The sequence below is a fragment of the Pseudomonas sp. TREG-RG-20F-10-E-6-01 genome, from assembly GCF_022662455.1.
GTDB lineage: Bacteria > Pseudomonadota > Gammaproteobacteria > Pseudomonadales > Pseudomonadaceae > Aquipseudomonas.
In genome coordinates, this window is sequence record NZ_JAKNQP010000013.1 from 105,940 (window position 1) to 122,830 (window position 16,891).

Sequence of the window (16,891 nt, forward strand, 5' to 3'; positions counted from 1 at the left end):
TCGCTGCGTCGTGGTTATGTCTTGTCTTCGGCGTAGATTGATGCCGAGATGATCGCCCCGCCCCACCGGCGCTCGCCGATGCAGATAGGGACGGGGTTACCGCTGGCCGTGGTGTTCTTGGCGCTGCCGAATGCGTAGCTGGGCATATTTTCTGGCGAAGCGCTCTGCTTGAGGCCTGCCGCCTGCGGGCTGAGCATCTGGATCACGCCCCCGGCCAGCAGCGCTATACCCGCAGGCGCAGTAGGCGCGCCGAAGTAGCTGGCTGCGATCAGCACGACACCCAGCACAATCTGCAAAATGCCGCCGCGCTTGCTGCCCTCGATCACCGGAACAATCCTGATCTCCCTGGCCCCGCCCATGCCGAACTCAGCGGCACCGACGTTCTTCCGGTTGCGGAAGATGGCAAAGCGAAGTCCGAGCCGGTCAAGTCGCCTGATCTCGGCTTCGAACCCATCAATGGTTGCCTTTAGCGCCCTGAACACCTCCCAGGTATCGCCCGAGCCAACCTGGCGCCGGTGCAGCCTGCCGAACTTCTGGGCCAGCGAGCCGGACAGTTTGATGGTGGTCATCGGCGCATAAACGATGGCGCTCATCTGGCCTCCTTGTGTCGAAGAATTAAACGGGTGCGCTGCAGCCAAGGGCCGCCGTAGACGATCACTTCTGACGGCCGGCCGTACAGGTGATGCAGGACAAAGGGTCCAGGGCCGAACACACCGGAGTCCTCGCCCGGCAGCGACGGGTCAGTGCCAAGGTATATCCCGGCGTGGTTCGGGTGAGCCGTGCGGCCAACCTCCATTACGATCATGTCGCCGCGCTGCGGGGTGTCCACTTGCTCGAAGCCGGCGGCGGCGTAGTTCGCCTCATACAGGCTGGTGTTGTCCGCACTCTCCCACCAGCCTTCGGTGCGCTGGAAGGCTTCGAATTCAAGCCCCCACTCGCGCTGATACCAATCGGCGCAGACCTGCCAGCAGTCCCAAGCACCATGCACAAAAGGACGCTTCAGCAGCGGTGTGCTGCCGCTCGGAGTGATAGTTCGGAGGTCGCCCTCGGGCCACGACAGAATGTGCCAGGGCAAGGCAGTGGCCTCGCACATCGCCAGGTCGCGCGATGACGGCCTGCTGGTTGCATCTGGATGCGAGTGAACGATGCCAATCACCTGGCCCTGGTCTTCCGCCGCAGCATAGTCCTCAGGCTCAAGCCGAAACTCCTTGTTCGGCTCCGTGGCGATATTCCGGCACGGGAAGTACTTCTGCGCTCTGCCGACGGACAGCACCAGGCCGCAGCACTCTTTCGGATACTCAGCTGCAGCGTGCGCCTGAATGGCCGCAATGATGTGTTTGCGCATGGTCAGCTCCTGGCGATCAAGGAAACGGCGGGGAATCCACCGAATGGCAAGGGGTTGCCCTCGCCAAAACGCGGGATACAGCCCTTACCCAGGGTGGCGTCGCACACGTCCAATTCAGGGTTGTCGGTAACGACCCCATCCTTCGTCACGTAAAGGCCGGTGTAACCGCAGTTAGGGCCACGGTAGCCACCAGTGAGGCACCAGTGACACAGAGTGGTCATCTGTCTGCCGATCGTCTCGCCGCCGACATCGCCCGGGCTGGCCAAGTCCCAACTGACCGTCTCGCCGTCTTCGTTGGTCTTCTGGTCGACATACCAGACCTCGATCGATTCCTGAGTGGGATCGGCCGCGGGGTTGCCGCCTTCAAAGTTCACCGCGTCGAGAAACTCGGCCAGCGTGTTGCGAATTGTCAATTTGAACTCGAGCAGATCCTCGAAGGCCAGGCACAGCGCAGTGATGCGCCCGTTGACGTTGCCCACTGACAGCTTGGGCCTTACCGCAGTGCCGTCGCCGTTCGCCTCGCTGCCCTCGTACTGCATGGGCCAGGCGCCGTACTCTTCGCCCTTCCACCAGATCGACTTCGCCGGCAACTGATCGGCGTCACCGCCGGCGGCGATCAGTTCCGCAGGGGTATGCGGTATTGCATGCCCGTGGAAGCGCAGAAAATCGGCGCCGTAGTCGCTGCCATCCAGTTCGAACAGCATGACTTCGTTGCCAGGCTCAAGAGTCTGGATAGCATTGATCAGCGACATGGATTGACCTTTATGGGTGGAAAGCGCGGTCGAACGTCGCTGTCACTTTGAATACGCCCCCGCCCATGGGCGTAGGGGTTGGGTTCTTGCAGGTGAACAGGCCGAGTTGGCCAAGTGGGGTTGTCCATAGGAATGCCTTGGCGCCCTTGTGGCGATCGAAGAACTCCATCATGGCCAGCGCTGTCGCTGTGTTGCCCGTGTGAGTGATCGGATAGGCATCGACTTTATTGTTGATCCCATCCCCGACCTCTTGCTTATAGCCGTCCCCAAACTGCGAGGTGCGCACCCGATAGGTAATATCGGGCGCCTCCCCGCTCTGGGTGGCCCAGGTGAACGTTTCAATCGCCATGGTTACCTTCCGTTGATAGCTCGCCAGATTGCGCCGCCAGGCTGTACACCGCGCGCAATGGCTGCCTCGGCTTCGGCTTTGGTGGCCTGCTGGATATTCCTTCCGGCCTGGGAGGTGTCTTCCTGCGTGGCATTGCCGCCATCGCCCGCCGTCTGCACGGAAACCGAGACAGGGAAGTTGTAGTTGTTGCCAGCGCCTCCCCCGCCGCCACCGCCCAGTGCGCGGACACCAAGCTCACCGCCGGCTGTCCTGGTCAGCGGCATGATCGCCTCCGGCCCGGCCTCGGCGAAGATGCCCGCACCCTTAGCGAATGCGAACATCTGCGGCTTGTCGTGCACCTGGTTGCTGAAGCTGGACAAGCTTGGCGAGTCGTACACACCGCCCTTGGCATTGGCAGTGATTGCACCACCAATGTCTGACCCGAAGCTGGTAGCGCCAGCAGCCGCACCGCCACCGAAGTACGCCCCAAGCGCACTACCGGCGATGCTCGAAAGCAAACCAGAAGCAGCTTGTCGAGTCGCGATCCGCGCCATATCGGCGATGATCGATTTGGTGAAGTCGGAGAACGACAATTTGCCGGTGACAGCAAAATTCGCGACCGCGTCCTCCATGCTGGAAAAGGCATTGGTGAACAGGCTCTTCGTCTGGCCAGCCACGTCATTGGCAGACTGCAGGTAGTTCTGGAAAGCCGATGAGGCCCCGCTACGCCAGTCGCCCTGGGCCTCCGACATCTTGTCGTAGTTGTCGACCACCGTGTCGCGGTACTTCCTTTCCGCATCTTCCAGGCTGGCCAGGTCGCGCATGTAGTCTTCCTGACTGTACTTATCAGGCGCTGTCTTGCGACGATCCAGAAGCTTGGCACGCTCGTCGTTGAACTTGTCCGTGGTTGCGTCGAGGCTCGCTTGCAGTGCTGCTTGCCGGTCCCCAAGGCCCAGCCCATTTGCTGCGCGGGAGCCAGCGGCTTCCAGTGCGGCTCGCTGGCGTTCCAGCTGGTTGACGTACGCCTCTGAGGCGGCCGTCAGTTGCTCCAGTCGGCCCTTCTCGTTGGTGGCAATGACCGTCAACTGGCTGTCGGCATCCTTCTGCGCCTTGACCATCCCCTGACGTGCATCGGCAATCTTCAGGTCAAGCTGGATGCTTTGAGCCGCCGTTGTGCCTTTCTTGGCCTTGGCCGCTTCCAGTGCATCAATCTCGGCCTGGTACGCCGCGGTAACATCGTCTTTTTCCTGATTGATCATGGCCGAGCGTTGCTTGGCATAGTCCGACAGAGAAACCACGCCGGCCTTCTGCTGGGCCTCCAGTTCCTTCTGGGCGTTCCGGTAGTCCGTGACGATGTCGGACAGGTTGTTTTTGGCGTTGTTGAAGCTGGTCAGATCGACCTGAGAGCCTGCGGCCTTCGGGTCTTTGTACTTGTCGTTGACGTCCTTTATCTGCTCGGCTACGTACTTCGGATCTACGCGTTTGTCGTTGGGGTTCGCCGCGCGGATCTTGGCAGTGTCCTCGTTGATCTTTTTGATTTCGAGGGCGCGCTTTCCTTCATTTGACAGGTTGGCCAAGTGCCTGGCATCAGCACGTGCAGTTGCACCCACCGCGTCGTCTTCGATTTTTCTGCGATCGCCTACGTACTTGCTTTGACGCTTTTCAATCTCGACATATATTTCTTTTAGACGGATAGACTCTTCAAGCTGCTTGCGCTCCTCAATTACCGAGGCGCTACCAGCAACAATTTTGTTTCCGGACGTTTTTTTATCCAAGTCGGCAAGCTTGGCTCGTTCGCTATCCAACTGCTCCGCCAGAGTTTTTTCGCGACCCAGCGATAGCGGGATATCGAGTGCTTTCTTGGCAGCATCCCCAATGTCATTCCATCCACGCTCGATGAGCCCAAGGTTTTGGGTGATCTGGCCGGCTCTTGTTTCAATAGTCGCGGCGTAACTGTCGGTAAGTATCTTTGCGGCGCCGACCGTATCTCCTTGCTCTTGGAGGGCGACGATTTGCGAGTACACACTCGCCGTCAAAAAATGATATTGCTCATTTAGAGACTTCGCCGCAGCGACGGGATCCTCAGCAATTTTCACGAACTCTGCGACGGTTGCATCAACCGACTTGCCGGTCGCCTTCTCCATGGCAAGAGCAGCTTCTGATATCTCAACAAAGCTCCCGCTAGCGAGCTTACCGCTACCTGCCAAGGATGCCAGAACCTCGGCAGCTTGCCCTGTCGTGCCGATTGTTGCGCTTACCTGGCGAGCCATATCACTAAGCTGGGCGGCACTTACCCCGGCGCGATCACCAGTCAAAATCAGTGATTTACTGAAGTTTTCCTGTTCCTCGCTGCCTTTGTTGTAGGCATATGCAAGGCCGCCTATGGCGGCGACTACGATCCCTATAGGTGCAGCGATGGCGAGCATGCTTGTCATGGTCGCGCCAGCGCCAACGCCCAGTTGGGTCACAGCACGAACCCCGCTACCCCAGTCCCCAGACTGAAGCGCGTTACTGAGCTGCATCACGTTTTCTTGCGCCTGGCGGGTTCCTAGCTTCAGCTTGTCGAATGCGCTGGCGGTCTCGGTCAGTCCGGCGCGATCCTTGCCGATCTTTGCCAGAGCCTCGTTGTAACGAAGCGCATCATACTCACCTGATTTATGCAGCTCGTTGAGAGCCCGTTCACGAGCCTCCAACTCAGCCAGTTTCTTAGTGAGTGGATCTATGCCATTAACAGTTCGCTTGAGCGCCTCTATGCGACGGCTCTCTGACTCAATCAGTTTCTGCTTTTGAGCATTCTCTTTCTCAGCGGCGGCGATCTGCCGCATCCGCGACGATTCGACTTTCAGCTCTGCCTTATCGAGAAGCCCCTCAAGTCGAATTTCATCCTCAGTCAGCAGCAGACCACGTTCCTGGGCCTTGACGTAAAGTTCATTTGCCCGAGAAAGATTCTCTCTGGAGCCCGCGGCGGCCGCGACTGCAGCTTCAAGCTGCCGAGTAATGGTCATCTCGTACGCGGCACTGTCGCTGCGTTTTTTGCCAGCAGTTGCCTGACGATCAATCGCGCCAGTTGTCTTTTCGACCCCTTGCGCTACTTCCGCCTCGGTCTGAGAGATTTTTTTGCCCGTGTTCGCGAGACCTTCACCAGTTTTTCCAAGCTCATTGATGGCCTTTTCGGCATCCACCGCCGAGTCGACAAGCTTGTCCAGATCATCGGAAGCTTTAGCTGCCTGCGAAGACTCCACCGAAATGCCCAGGGAGGCAAAATTTATGCTCATTGGCTTCTCTCTTCTAGCACGGTTGACCTGCAATCCGATGCTTTGCTTTGGGCAATAAAAAACCGCCCGTAGGCGGTTTGTTTTGTGTGCTTGTTTCGGCGGAGGCTAGGAAGCCTGCTGTAAATCACTGCCGCAGTGCTTGCACTTAATAGCAATCGCGAGGATTTCCTCTCCGCAGAATTTGCAGTTTTTCTTTGGTTTATCCTCCGCATAGAGATTCGGATTTCCTCCCGCAGCCCCAGATACGACAACAGGCGACGGCTGCTTAAACGCCCATACCAAAGCGGCAACCCACCCCAGCAGACTCCAGCCGAGAAAAAAATTAACAGCCGCTATCGCTGGCAGATTATTGCTTTCGCGCAACCAGGCCTCAATCGTTGGGAGCATGTAAAAAGCGGGAATGAATACTATCCCGCTGTACACCACTAGCTGGCCAAACGCATTCAGACCGCCGCGCTCCATTCCCATGGAGTAGCTATAAAAAGCGAGGAACCCCAAAACTACCAGTCTGACTACGAACATCTGAAGTCCCTGTCCAGTGGCCATGGGTTGTCCATGGCTGATAATGCGATGCTATCAGTCAGTACTGGAAAAACGCCAACACGAAAGCCCCGCATGGGAGGGGTTCTTCGCGCTAGGAGGATGCCGTCCTTGGCTGGACGCTTAGTCTTTCCCGAGAATTTCCCGGAATCGCTCTACCGCCGCACCGTTGTAGAAGAAGGTTTCGCACTGACGGTCGCTGTACTTCGACTTATCGAGGCGGATCTCGCCATACTGATCCGTCTTCAAGCCATGCTGATTCGCGAGCCTGCCGATTTTCTGCGCGCTGACTCCGAACAGCTCACCAACCTCCCCTGCTAACTTCAGGCTTTCTTCGACCTTCGGCAATGGAATCAAACGCTGACCGAATGCGAGTTCCGAAATATGGCTGAGCAAGGCTTGCTTGCTCGTATCCCCCAAGTTGGGCAGATGAGTAAGCACAAGCTTTCCGAACTCAACAGCCGAATCATTAGCCGCTGGTTGCTGCGAGCGCGGATTTACCGCATGACCGTCGTTCCAATATTGCCAGAGGGCATCGTCGCACTCGTTTTGGTACTCAATCAGCCGGTCACGCACCAGCGCAGAAACTTTTGCGACACTTACTGACTGCATCCAGCCTGGAAGTTTTCGAAGCGGCAAGCAGCCAGCATCCTGTTCACCGCCTTGCGAAGGTATAGGGATAAGCCTATACCCCCAGCGAGCTTCGTTGCTCTTCAGCTTGGCCTGTTGAGTTGCCCAGTCCAGGCCAATACCGTTAACAATAGATTTCATCGGCACATACGGCTGTCCGTCGTGCTCAACCAATGAAAGGTTCACGCCGTGAAAAGGAACCGTCATCAAAGCGCTCATGCTGCCATCCTCCACTTCACTTTCTGCATCGCTGCTAGGGCGAAGTCGAACAGCACCGCCGGCGGGACATGAACACCGTTCGATCCAGTGAAGGCCGCCAAGAACTGAGTCGGCGACATCACGCACGCATCGAACGGAATAGGCTGAACCTGACGCTTGCCAGAGCCATCAGTGAAAACCAAATAACGCTGGTTTTCCGAAAGGTCGGTCGGGATGTCGACAGATTGGTTGCCGCCCTTCGGCAGATACTCGCCTTCAATCGCATAGCTCGCGATGAAGTTGCAGGCCGCATCCATCTGGTCAGCAGGGATCAGCTCCATGCGCGGAACATCGAATCTGGCATGAAGCGCAGAGGCCAGCTTGGCGGTGGCGCTACGCTGATGCTCAGCATCCAATTTGGCGACTCGGCAGCGCATGACATTGCTGAGTCGCATGGCGCCGACCTTACCCAAAAGCTCGTCAACCATCGGTGCCATCACGCCTTGAGTATCTTCGTAACTACCATGCTTACGGATCGCTGGAAGAACCTCGGCGGTCACCCACTTCTTGAAGCGTTTTGCTTCAGCCTTGCGGCTGCGCAGGATTGCCGAGTAAAGGCCTGACTCGTTAATGACTAGCATTTCCTGATCGCCGCCGAGGGTCTGCACAATCGACAGACCCTTTTCATCATCATCCAGGTGCCGAGTCATCGCCGACGCTTCGCTGTACTGAAGCGCAGCAGAAACATCGTTGGCCACGAACCAAGGCTGATCATTAATCAGCAGTGTGCGTACCTGCTGCTTGCCGAAATTGAACGGGATTACGTTTGTGCTATTATTCGCCATGACGTTGTTTTCCTGATCGTTGATGACGTTACCTGAAACCCCTTGCGCTCGAACGCTTGGGGTTTTTTTATGTCCGTTTACTTTGTTCATCTCGCTGCATCGCCTCCCTTAGCGCCTTTCCCACAAGCCAGTTCTGGCTGCGCTCTTCTTGCTGCGCCTTCCTTTCAAGCCAGGCCTTAATATCCGGCTCTGCTCTAAACACAACCTGCGCCATTTCTCTTACTTTCATCTCGAACACTCCATACCAAGCACCGTGCTTGATTAATAGTTAAGCACCGTGCTTTGTTGCAGTCAATAGCACCGTGCTTCATTATTTGAAAATGAGCAGAACAGACCTTCAAGTAAATTTCAGGATGCCGGCCGAACTCAAGGCAGAGCTTGAGCGCGCCGCTAAGGAGAGTGGGCGCTCTCTTACTGCCGAGATTGTTGCCCGGCTTGATCTCAGCCTGCTTGCAGACGGGAAGTCACCAGCAGCCCTATTCACTGCTGATGAGGCGAGGACATACGCCTCAGTGGCCCGAAAAAGTATTCCTGCCATCGTGCGAGAACGGATCAGAGTCTCGATAAACCGCTCGATTGTCCGAGGACTGAACGGCGCGGAAGTGCAGCTCAATGACCTGAGCCTTGAATCACTCCCCTCAGAGGACTTGGCGAAGATTCAGTTTGAGCTCAGCCATGAACTCAAAGAGGCTGGTTATAGCTTTGATTGGGACGGTGGTGAGGCGATCTGGATTACATATGGGGATATGGAATCGGTGGCAAACGCCCCTTCCGAGGTCGTCGCTAACAAGCCTGAAGCTGTTGAACCAGTAAGACGACTGAACCTGTCGCGAAACAAGCGTAAGGCCTAACCTCACTCCGCCGGGTTGGAGCTTTCCATGTGCAATCATCACGATGATGACAACCGAACAGATTGACCAAGCCCGGCCCCCCGGGCTTTTTCACGCCTGCTAGATGCAAGCAACCCTGCACGAGGTTGCGCTGATGATTTTTTGATTGGATTTCGGTCAAGAACAGCTAGCCTAGGTTTTTGCTATTTGTTGTTCGTCAAGGAACGTTATGAGCACAGACGATCGCTTCAAACAATCTGTCGTTACAGTGTTGGCCAAGCGGGCAGGAAATCGATGTGCCAATCCAGGATGTGGTGCCCTAACAAGTGGCCCGACGAGCGACCCCACGGGCTCTGTTAATTTGGGTGAAGCTGCGCATATATATGGTGCAAACCCCGGATCAGCAAGATATGACGAACAAATGGCGTCCTCTGAACGAAGCGCAATTACAAATGCGATATGGCTTTGTGGAAACTGCCATAAAAAAATTGATGACGACCCAAGTAGATATCCATCAGGCCTACTTTTTGAATGGCAGCGTGAGCATGACAAACGCATATCAGACGAAGTTGGTAAAGCTGCAGCTGAAGTTAGGCATAGGTACGAAAAGCGCCACCTTGAAGAATTTGGTAAGTTAAGCTATTTAGCTGAGCGATTAATCATCGAAAAAGATCCATATTGGGAATACTTACTCACTGCAGAGGTTCTACGATTTGAAATAGCACCGTCATTGCAGCGCTGGGATGCATTACAGAAAGGGCTATACACGAAGCCCGCCCGACGCATACATAAAGATGAGTCTATCTTATGGCTCAGCGATAAATCTGAAGAAATTAAATTGATCGCCGCTGCCTTTAGCAAACTCACTAATTTAGAGCTGACAAAAACCTGGGGGGAACCTGCCATTGCAGGAAACGATGTAGACATTGTCAGAGTATGCAGGCTTTACGGAGAACTTTGCGCTAATACTCTGCTCTGGGAAGAATCAGTTCGTTTTACGAGTGTAGATGAAAATTTCTCTAGTGTTCGTGATCTATACATTGGTGTGGCAGGATCGATCATCGAGCAAACGGCAAAAATACCTAAATTCTTGATTGAAATGATAGCTTCTCGACCTACTTCTGGGACATATGAACTCGTACTTGTTATCGAGCTGCCTGATGGCTGGGCTGATAGGGTTACTTCCGCCCTTAAGAGAGCCGAACGGTCTTTTCGCCATTGATCTGTACCAGCCACTATTTTCAATCTCAGTATAGCTTAGACCCGCGAGTGGTTTAAACTATGATTACTACTGAAATCTTATGTCAACTCCCCGCCGTTTTCGAATGTTATGCCCCTCCAAACGAGATGACGGATGGACCTGGCCTCACCGCTTGAAAGCGCCCGACACTCGCAACAAAGAACAGAAGAAAGTTGAGTAAAGAACATGTGCAGCAGATCAATCGGAGCAAGAAGCTCCGCCATGGGAGAAAACATAACTTCTGCACACAATAAGCCATGAAAACACCGAGCGCCGCTTGTATCAAATGCTAAGATAATCAAAAAAATAAATTAGTAAAAAGTATCTACTTACACTGGCCGCATCAATCAATATATCTGAAAAAAGCTAATCCCAATCACCCCCTAAGAGACTCAAGAACAGTTTTTGCCCTTTCATAGAAACTCGAAAAGCTTGGCATTTGCTCCGAGAGTAATAAGCGATTTATACCATTTTTTTCTATCCATACCAAAAGCTCCTCCGCTGTGGATCCTGCTCCTAAGGATCTAGACAACTCTTGTTTGGCCGAATTAGGTGAGTTGTCATTTCCGGGCAAATCCTCGAGTGCCCCGCAGTGCTGATAAGGGTTTTCTTTTACCGCGCACAAAAACCAAGCTTCCGACTTTGGCCTAGGGACCATAGGGATCCCACGAGAGAAATCTGCCCTTATAAAGCCTTCTTTCATCGACATCACTTTACGTGCCCATAGATCTCTGGGGGACGAGTTTGTTCCGTCCGAGCCTCGAAATAAAACTGCTACAGCGGCATCTTTCTCTTGCTCTTCCAAATCCTTGGCGATCTCACCCAACATCCAAGCATTTATATAGAAAAAACCGTTTTCCAAACCATGTTTTCGACCCGCCAATGCAAAACCTCGACGTTGGCTTTTTCGTTCCTCTGCGCGATGAGTCAACGCGCTTTCGCTATAATATCGATATATATCGGGACAGATCTCTTTAGGACTGTAGCCCAAGCACTCCTCAATTACACTATCAATAACAACGCTAAGCGGACCTAACCTGAAATCACCTCCGGCGCAGACTCCAAGCTGGTTAGAGCACCCCCCTAGATCACTAACTCCTTCACCACTACATACTACAATCATGACGAACCTATCCCTTAAGTTTTGCCTGTACTTCTGCCTCGTAATGCGCTGCACACTCTTTGGCTAGGTCAGTCAAACTAGTATCTACGAATGCCTCTCCAGGCCCCATAATTCGTAGCTTGTCGGCCATTCGAGGCACAGTAAAAAGCGGTATAGTTTGCGTATCCCCATCGAATGAACGATAAACAAAACGTACGGATAACTTCGCAACATCATCCGGCAAATAATTTAGAATCATTGGACTATGAGTTGTAACAATAACTTGCTGTCGTACTTCACGTAGCGTTTCCACTAAAAGCTCTACGATCTCTGGATTTACACCATTTTCAATCTCATCGAACAGCAGTAGAGACTCTCCATGATTGGATTGGGCGATAATTGCCAAAATCCTTAGCAAGCCGTCATTGACGTGCTTTGACTCTGTCTCTACACGCACCCCATTGAATTCCTCCACTATATACAATTTTTTCCAGCCAGCTCTTTCCTGTTTAACTTTGAAATCCACTACAGTAGGATAAAACTTGCGCAAAAGAGCTAGAAGATTTTCACGCTCAGCACCTTTAATCCCATATAAAAATGGAGAAAGCTTTTCTCCACCAACCCCAATATCTCCGGCAACTTCACGTAAGGAGGACCGCATCAAATGAGGAGACAAAAGCTCTAATGACCTTATATTAGCAATCCGTCGCTTAACCTCAGCAACCGCTATTGGCACAACCTCATCTTTCAGAGAAGATAAGATAGAACCACTGTAATTGAAATCCACCTTGGCGGTATTTTCGCCCACGGTATAGCGGCCCTTTGAAAGAGAGAAGAGTACCTTTTCATCTAAGTGCCTTGTTACACGCTCTGCCGTACAGGCCAGCGTTACCCGATTAAAGCTTGCTACCCACATATACCGTTCACTTGGCGAAATACTTACCTCAACCGCCAAAATAACATTAGAACCGGCTCTAAACTTTGAATGAAGATCTGAAGCGCTCCATCCTCTTTTCGTCAGCCACTGACTAACATCCCCTCTCATTAAGTGCGAGGCGAAATCGAGTACTTGAAGAATGCTACTCTTACCAGCGCCATTGAGACCGACGAGGCAGGTGAATCCCGTCATATCTTCAATTGAAAAATCTGCCAGCGACTTGAAGCCGCGGACACCGAAACCAGTGATCATAAGCAACCGCCAAATAATATTTTTACGCTAATTTTCGATATTAAACGATACCACCATACATTTCACCATGCTTACAAGTATTCACTTACATGTGGAGGGACTTGACCAAGCCCATCACCAACCTGAATGCTCCGAATCGTGTCTAATGACAGAGTGTAGGCCTTAGTCAAAGCGCCCGCGCATTCTCCCTCTGTTCCGCCATCACTTGCAGGGCTTCAACCTCCATCCGCCGGAAGTCGCTGAAAATAGCTTGCCGCTGGCTGATCGGCACTCCGCACATCCGGATCACACCGGAGAGAACGCTGTAGTCCATGCCGGTTGCGCCGCACGCGCCTGTACGCCACTGGGTGCTCATGGCCTCGAAGACTTTGAAGGCCTCCCAGTTGTCGGGCCAGATGCCTACCTCTGTGGCGTAGTCGTCCGCAGTAAAGCCGAAGGCATCCGTGCCATCCAGTGTCGGCTCATAGAGCGCGCGTGCAGCGCTTAGGAGTTTCCCAGGCGGGCCTCATTGAAAGCTTCGGCGTAGGCATTCAGCACGGCCTTGGGTGCCGAGTTGATCGAGTTGACGAGGATGCGTACGTTTTCAGGCGTGAACTTCTCCTCGATATCCCAGCCGACGACGACATCAAGCAACTGGTCGGCCTGCAGATCGATCTGAGCAGCCGTGAATGCCTTGAGGTCCATATCACCTACCTGCTTGCCCAGCTCGTCGTGCCGCTCGTTCCAGCCGGTGTACAGCTCAGCCAGTGCGGTACGGTCCAGGTACTTGAACTCAAACTCCACCTTCTCAGCGCTATAACCGGCGCGCTGGATCATCACCGACGCCTTGAAGGTCGGCTTCTGGATCAATTTGAACTTGGCCATGAGCCCTTCCTTTACGACGCGTAGCGAATGAATTTGGCGACGACCGCAAACACTGCGGTCACGGTCATGATGTTGTTCTTGTTGAGGGACGGCACGTTGTCGAACGAGGCATAAGCGTTGTAGACAATGCAGCCGCCAGCGGCGAGATTTACCTTGACGGCCCGAGGCTTCTTGTCGTCATCCGCCTCAATCAGCACGTCGTTGTGCGGCAGATCGGGGTCGTCTGCCAGAGTCAGCGTGAACGAGATCGCCGACTTAGTCGTCGGGATCTGATGCTCGTCATCCTCTTCCAGAAAGGAGTAGGTTGCGTTCTGCTGATCACCACCGGACTTCGCGGATTCAGTCACCTGGCTGACGGGCACCCAGTCCGTAATCTTGCGCACAGACCCAGCGCCGCCGCCCACGACATAGCGCGCAACGTTGAGCGTGTTTGCCTTTTCAAGGACAAACGCGTCAGCGGTAGCGGTTTTCACACGTAGTACGCGATTGTTCAACCGCGCCCAACCAGAAGTTACCTCAACGAAATCGCCCGCCTTTAGGCCGTGAGCCGCCGCCGACACGGACGCTTCGAGAGCATTGGTGATCGCGGTGACGACGATTGGATTGCCGTAGCCGGATGCGACCACGACGGTAGAGCCATTCGGCAGAAAGACGGCCATGGGTGTTTCCTCTTTTCAGAAATGACAAAACCCGCACAGAGGCGGGTTTCGGGGTTTGCCCAGCGGGCTAAATGTTGTTTGTTGCTAATCGACTTTCATATTGCTTCGGACCTCGTCCAAAGGGATACCGGATTTCGAACCTACGACCACACCGGTAAGGCCACAGCCTGGACAGCAGGCATGCTTATCCTCGTACCACTTTATAATTTCAGTGGGTACAAGCCAAAGACCGCATCCGACGCATAAGCACCGCTCGCTCAAGCCGATTTCTTCGCGATTCCTATAGCAGTGGTCCTCTACCCACTCACTTAGATATTGAAGCCGCTGCTTCCTGATTTCGTCCATCGCAGGTATTCCCAAACCAATTCATGAAGGGAGTCTACCGTTTAGGATCATGCGGTGTCGGCTCGGTACTCGAACGACACCGGCACCGTGTATGTAGGCGGGTCTGTGATGCCTGGGCCAGGATCAACTGGCGACATCGTCACGACGGCAAGGCCTGCCTTTGTGTCTCGCGCATAAAGTGGGAATAGCGTGGTCAACTCGGCCACAAGTGGGTTCGTCTTGATCTTGCCGGTGCCGGCAGGTGCCACAATGCTGACCTGGTAGACGCCGATGAAAGCACGGTGATCGCCGGCAAGCGTGCTGCTTGCGGTGTCGCCTGGGAGCATGAATGCTCGCAGATAGGTCTCGCCGTCCGCCGGATCATATTGGACATTCTCGAACACCACCTTGATCGGCTCCGTCCGGGCCCTGCTCCAGGCAATCAGCTTGGCCTCGTAAATGGAAGCAATGATGGCGTGGCTCATACCTGGTTGTTCCTTGTGGCTTCGTCGACGATCTGCTGGAAGCGGGCCAGAGTGATTCGGACCATGCCGCCGGGTGCTTGGGTCGAGTGACCGTACTCAAGCGGGATTGCGTAGGGCAAGTTGTTCACGATATAGGCAGTTTGGCCTGCTGTGAGCGACTCCACCTGCAGCTTAAGCTTGGCCAGAGTCACTCCGCCAGCCGGGTCGACCTGATCAATCGTGCCTTCTGCGGGTGTGCTGATGGAAAACTGCCAGTTCCCACGGAACCTCCCGCCGACGTAATCCTTGCCCACCACCAAGCCATTCACATTGAAGTTCAGGTCGCGCTCGGTCTTTGTCAGGGGTTTGGCATATTTCACGCCGCGCCGCAGCTTGCCGGCCTTCGTGAAATTCGACTCGTTGAGGTTGATGATCGTGTTGCGAACCGCGACCTTGAAGTCGTAGTCGTCGGCTGCGCGGGTGTTGGTCTGGCGGTGAGCAACGTTCGCAGCCCAGATTTCGGGATTGCCCACGGGCGACATGCGGATGACGCTGCTGCCGAGCTCGATAACGATCTCGCGGATAGTTGCGTCGATACCGGCCTGGGCACGCTCGGCGAAGTCGCGGATATTCTCGGCGAAACTGCCGTTCATGCTCGCGTATTTGCTCGTCATGACCGCACCTGCAATTCGTACAGGATCGGCGTGCCGGCGGGGTTGACCTCTTTCAGCGGCGGGACGATTGCCCAGGTGCGGCCCTGGGCAGCCACTTTGTCGAGCAGGCCGGGCACCCAGCCCAAGCCCTGCGCAGCGATCTTGAGCTTCTTGTCGCCTTGTTTGATGAGGCTGTTGTTCTGGAAATCTTGGCCGGTGAAGTCGAGCAGGATGCCTTGGGCGATTTGCTCGACGGTGGAGCTAGGTGCTTCGCCGCCCGTTTCCGAATCGTACTCGCCCGGTTCAGTCTTGCTGATGGTCACGGGCTGGCCGAACTCTGTGATCATATCCAGAGCCATCATGGCCATTTCGTCGTAGAAGGCCATAGGGGCTCCAGATGTGAAAAGCCCAGCGCTATGGCTGGGCTCTAAAAAGTATTACTTTCCGTTTGCGGCTTTGACTCGCCCCTCGAACTCCTCCAGAAGCTTGTCTGCCTGTTCCGCCGCCTTCATCGCAGCATTAGAATCGTATTTTCCAGAAGCCAGATATCCATTCAAGGCCGCTGATGCGAAGCCAATCCATGCCGCCTCTTGATCGCTGAGAACCTTACTCATTTGAAGCTCCATTTCGTGAATTAGGCCCTATTTGACTTCATGCTCGAACCGCAAACAACCCCCGCTTTAGTAGGTAGTCGGCAAACTGCGTTGCGCTCGGCCGATCCGGCGCCGCTGGCAGCAGTCGGTTGCTGGTGGAGGGGATCGCTGCGTACTGCCGCGTCACCGCGCCCTCAACACGATCGAGCAGCACGGCGCCTTTGCGCTTCTCCACCGGGTCGATATCGTCCTGATAAATCTCAGCGGCCAGGGCCATCTGACCGTACTGGATGCGCGCCGGCAGGTAGTTGTTCGGCTTGATCTCGTGATCCAGCAGCACTCCCCGGCGCGGCCAGGACAAGGCCTGCTCGCTGCTGGTCTTGCCGCCTTTCCAGGTCATGCCATCCATCGCCAAGGCAGCCCGGCGCAGCAGCGCTTCCTGCTCGGGAACACCAGCGGGGATGACCGTGCCGAACTTCACGGCATACATGGCCAGGTCCTCGGCGCTCGCGTAGCTTTCGGCGTCAGGCTTGCCGGTACCGTCCTCGATGATGAGTGTCATGCGTCAACTCGCTGGAATGGTTTATAGATTGGCCACCGGATCAGCGACAGCCACCAGTATTACTTCTTGTGCAACTCAGCGACGAGCTTTTCCAGGGATTCTTTCGAGGCGTTGGCCCGGTACTGAACATTGGCTTCATCGAGCTTTGTTTTAAGCGCTGCGATTTCACCGGCCTCATCAGCCGGGGGCGTGACGACAGACTTCTTCAGCGCTTCAACCTCGCCACGCAGTGCGTCGACAGTCAAGGCCAGGCCATCACGTTCAGTGGTCAACTCATCAACCGAAGCATGGATGGTGCCCAGCACGTCAAACAAGCGCAACGCCAGATCGCCTGACTCGGGACGGTGAATCTCTCCAGCTTCCAGTCCACCAATCAGGATCTCGATCGATCCATGCTCAGCACGCAAAACCGCGATCACCTTTTCCAGTTCGGCTTGGTTGCCCGCACCAACAAACTGCGCCCGCTTGGCCTCCTTCACCGACACATCGATGCCGGAT

The 16,891-nt window shown here is 54.8% G+C and carries 22 protein-coding genes; 2 read left to right on the plus strand and 20 right to left on the minus strand.

Annotation, left to right across the window (positions count from 1 at the left end; translation table 11 throughout):
• Positions 1-14: 14 nt before the first annotated feature.
• The 9 genes from L8K08_RS26115 to L8K08_RS26155 all read right to left on the minus strand — a co-directional run bounded on the left by L8K08_RS26115 (position 15) and on the right by L8K08_RS26155 (position 8,142).
• Positions 15-593, minus strand: a complete 579-nt coding sequence (locus L8K08_RS26115) for a tail assembly protein (protein WP_242200964.1) — start codon at positions 591-593, stop codon at positions 15-17.
• Complete coding sequence (locus L8K08_RS26120) at positions 590-1,345, minus strand: C40 family peptidase (protein ID WP_242200966.1); 756 nt, start codon at positions 1,343-1,345, stop codon at positions 590-592. Before L8K08_RS26120 ends, L8K08_RS26115 begins: the two co-directional genes overlap by 4 nt.
• Before the next feature lie 2 nt (positions 1,346-1,347).
• Positions 1,348-2,097: a phage minor tail protein L gene (locus tag L8K08_RS26125; RefSeq protein WP_242200968.1), complete on the minus strand. Its 750-nt coding sequence runs from the start codon at positions 2,095-2,097 to the stop codon at positions 1,348-1,350.
• Positions 2,098-2,107: 10 nt separating this feature from the next.
• Complete coding sequence (locus tag L8K08_RS26130) at positions 2,108-2,446, minus strand: phage tail protein (protein ID WP_242200969.1); 339 nt, start codon at positions 2,444-2,446, stop codon at positions 2,108-2,110.
• Between the two features lie 2 nt (positions 2,447-2,448).
• Entirely contained in the window at positions 2,449-5,700 is a 3,252-nt protein-coding gene (locus L8K08_RS26135; protein WP_242200972.1) for a phage tail tape measure protein, read from the minus strand.
• A 105-nt stretch (positions 5,701-5,805) separates the two neighbouring features.
• Entirely contained in the window at positions 5,806-6,246 is a 441-nt protein-coding gene (locus L8K08_RS26140; RefSeq protein WP_242200974.1) for a superinfection immunity protein, read from the minus strand.
• 117 nt (positions 6,247-6,363) lie between these two features.
• Entirely contained in the window at positions 6,364-7,089 is a 726-nt protein-coding gene (locus tag L8K08_RS26145; RefSeq protein ID WP_242200976.1) for a phage antirepressor N-terminal domain-containing protein, read from the minus strand.
• Positions 7,086-8,003 (minus strand): Bro-N domain-containing protein, encoded by a 918-nt coding sequence (locus tag L8K08_RS26150; RefSeq protein WP_242200978.1) that lies wholly within the window; start codon positions 8,001-8,003, stop codon positions 7,086-7,088. Before L8K08_RS26150 ends, L8K08_RS26145 begins: the two co-directional genes overlap by 4 nt.
• A complete protein-coding gene (locus tag L8K08_RS26155; protein WP_242200980.1) occupies positions 7,981-8,142 on the minus strand; it encodes a hypothetical protein in 162 nt (53 codons plus the stop codon). Before L8K08_RS26155 ends, L8K08_RS26150 begins: the two co-directional genes overlap by 23 nt.
• A gap of 91 nt (positions 8,143-8,233) precedes the next feature.
• Between L8K08_RS26155 and L8K08_RS26160 the strand changes: the two genes are divergently transcribed.
• The gene (locus L8K08_RS26160; protein ID WP_277933750.1) at positions 8,234-8,764 is read left to right on the plus strand and encodes an Arc family DNA-binding protein; all 531 of its coding nucleotides are present in this window, start codon (positions 8,234-8,236) and stop codon (positions 8,762-8,764) included.
• Positions 8,765-8,972: 208 nt separating this feature from the next.
• Positions 8,973-9,965, plus strand: coding sequence for a hypothetical protein (locus L8K08_RS26165; RefSeq protein WP_242201009.1), 993 nt, complete (start codon positions 8,973-8,975; stop codon positions 9,963-9,965).
• Between the two features lie 394 nt (positions 9,966-10,359).
• Here the strand turns inward: L8K08_RS26165 and L8K08_RS26170 are convergent, their stop codons facing one another.
• From L8K08_RS26170 to L8K08_RS26220, 11 genes are all read right to left on the minus strand, one after another.
• Positions 10,360-11,106, minus strand: coding sequence for a hypothetical protein (locus tag L8K08_RS26170; RefSeq protein ID WP_242201011.1), 747 nt, complete (start codon positions 11,104-11,106; stop codon positions 10,360-10,362).
• A 7-nt stretch (positions 11,107-11,113) separates the two neighbouring features.
• Positions 11,114-12,274 carry an ATP-binding protein gene (locus L8K08_RS26175; protein WP_242201013.1) on the minus strand — a complete coding sequence of 387 codons (1,161 nt, stop codon included), beginning with the start codon at positions 12,272-12,274 and terminating at the stop codon, positions 11,114-11,116.
• Positions 12,275-12,440: 166 nt separating this feature from the next.
• Positions 12,441-12,728 (minus strand): DUF1799 domain-containing protein, encoded by a 288-nt coding sequence (locus L8K08_RS26180; protein WP_242201036.1) that lies wholly within the window; start codon positions 12,726-12,728, stop codon positions 12,441-12,443.
• A gap of 29 nt (positions 12,729-12,757) precedes the next feature.
• Entirely contained in the window at positions 12,758-13,138 is a 381-nt protein-coding gene (locus L8K08_RS26185) for a phage tail assembly chaperone (protein WP_242201015.1), read from the minus strand.
• An 11-nt stretch (positions 13,139-13,149) separates the two neighbouring features.
• Positions 13,150-13,797 carry a phage tail protein gene (locus tag L8K08_RS26190; RefSeq protein WP_242201017.1) on the minus strand — a complete coding sequence of 216 codons (648 nt, stop codon included), beginning with the start codon at positions 13,795-13,797 and terminating at the stop codon, positions 13,150-13,152.
• A 392-nt stretch (positions 13,798-14,189) separates the two neighbouring features.
• The gene (locus tag L8K08_RS26195) at positions 14,190-14,606 is read right to left on the minus strand and encodes a phage tail terminator-like protein (protein WP_242201019.1); all 417 of its coding nucleotides are present in this window, start codon (positions 14,604-14,606) and stop codon (positions 14,190-14,192) included.
• On the minus strand, positions 14,603-15,259 hold the full coding sequence (locus L8K08_RS26200; RefSeq protein ID WP_242201021.1) for a hypothetical protein: 657 nt from the start codon (positions 15,257-15,259) through the stop codon (positions 14,603-14,605). The genes L8K08_RS26195 and L8K08_RS26200 overlap by 4 nt, the downstream gene beginning before the upstream one ends.
• Positions 15,256-15,624 (minus strand): hypothetical protein, encoded by a 369-nt coding sequence (locus L8K08_RS26205; RefSeq protein WP_242201023.1) that lies wholly within the window; start codon positions 15,622-15,624, stop codon positions 15,256-15,258. Before L8K08_RS26205 ends, L8K08_RS26200 begins: the two co-directional genes overlap by 4 nt.
• 51 nt (positions 15,625-15,675) lie before the next feature.
• Positions 15,676-15,852, minus strand: coding sequence for a hypothetical protein (locus tag L8K08_RS26210; RefSeq protein WP_242201025.1), 177 nt, complete (start codon positions 15,850-15,852; stop codon positions 15,676-15,678).
• Between the two features lie 37 nt (positions 15,853-15,889).
• Complete coding sequence (locus L8K08_RS26215) at positions 15,890-16,393, minus strand: DnaT-like ssDNA-binding protein (RefSeq protein WP_242201027.1); 504 nt, start codon at positions 16,391-16,393, stop codon at positions 15,890-15,892.
• Positions 16,394-16,452: 59 nt separating this feature from the next.
• On the minus strand, positions 16,453-16,891 hold a 439-nt coding region (locus tag L8K08_RS26220), incomplete at its 5' end, for a hypothetical protein (RefSeq protein ID WP_242201029.1).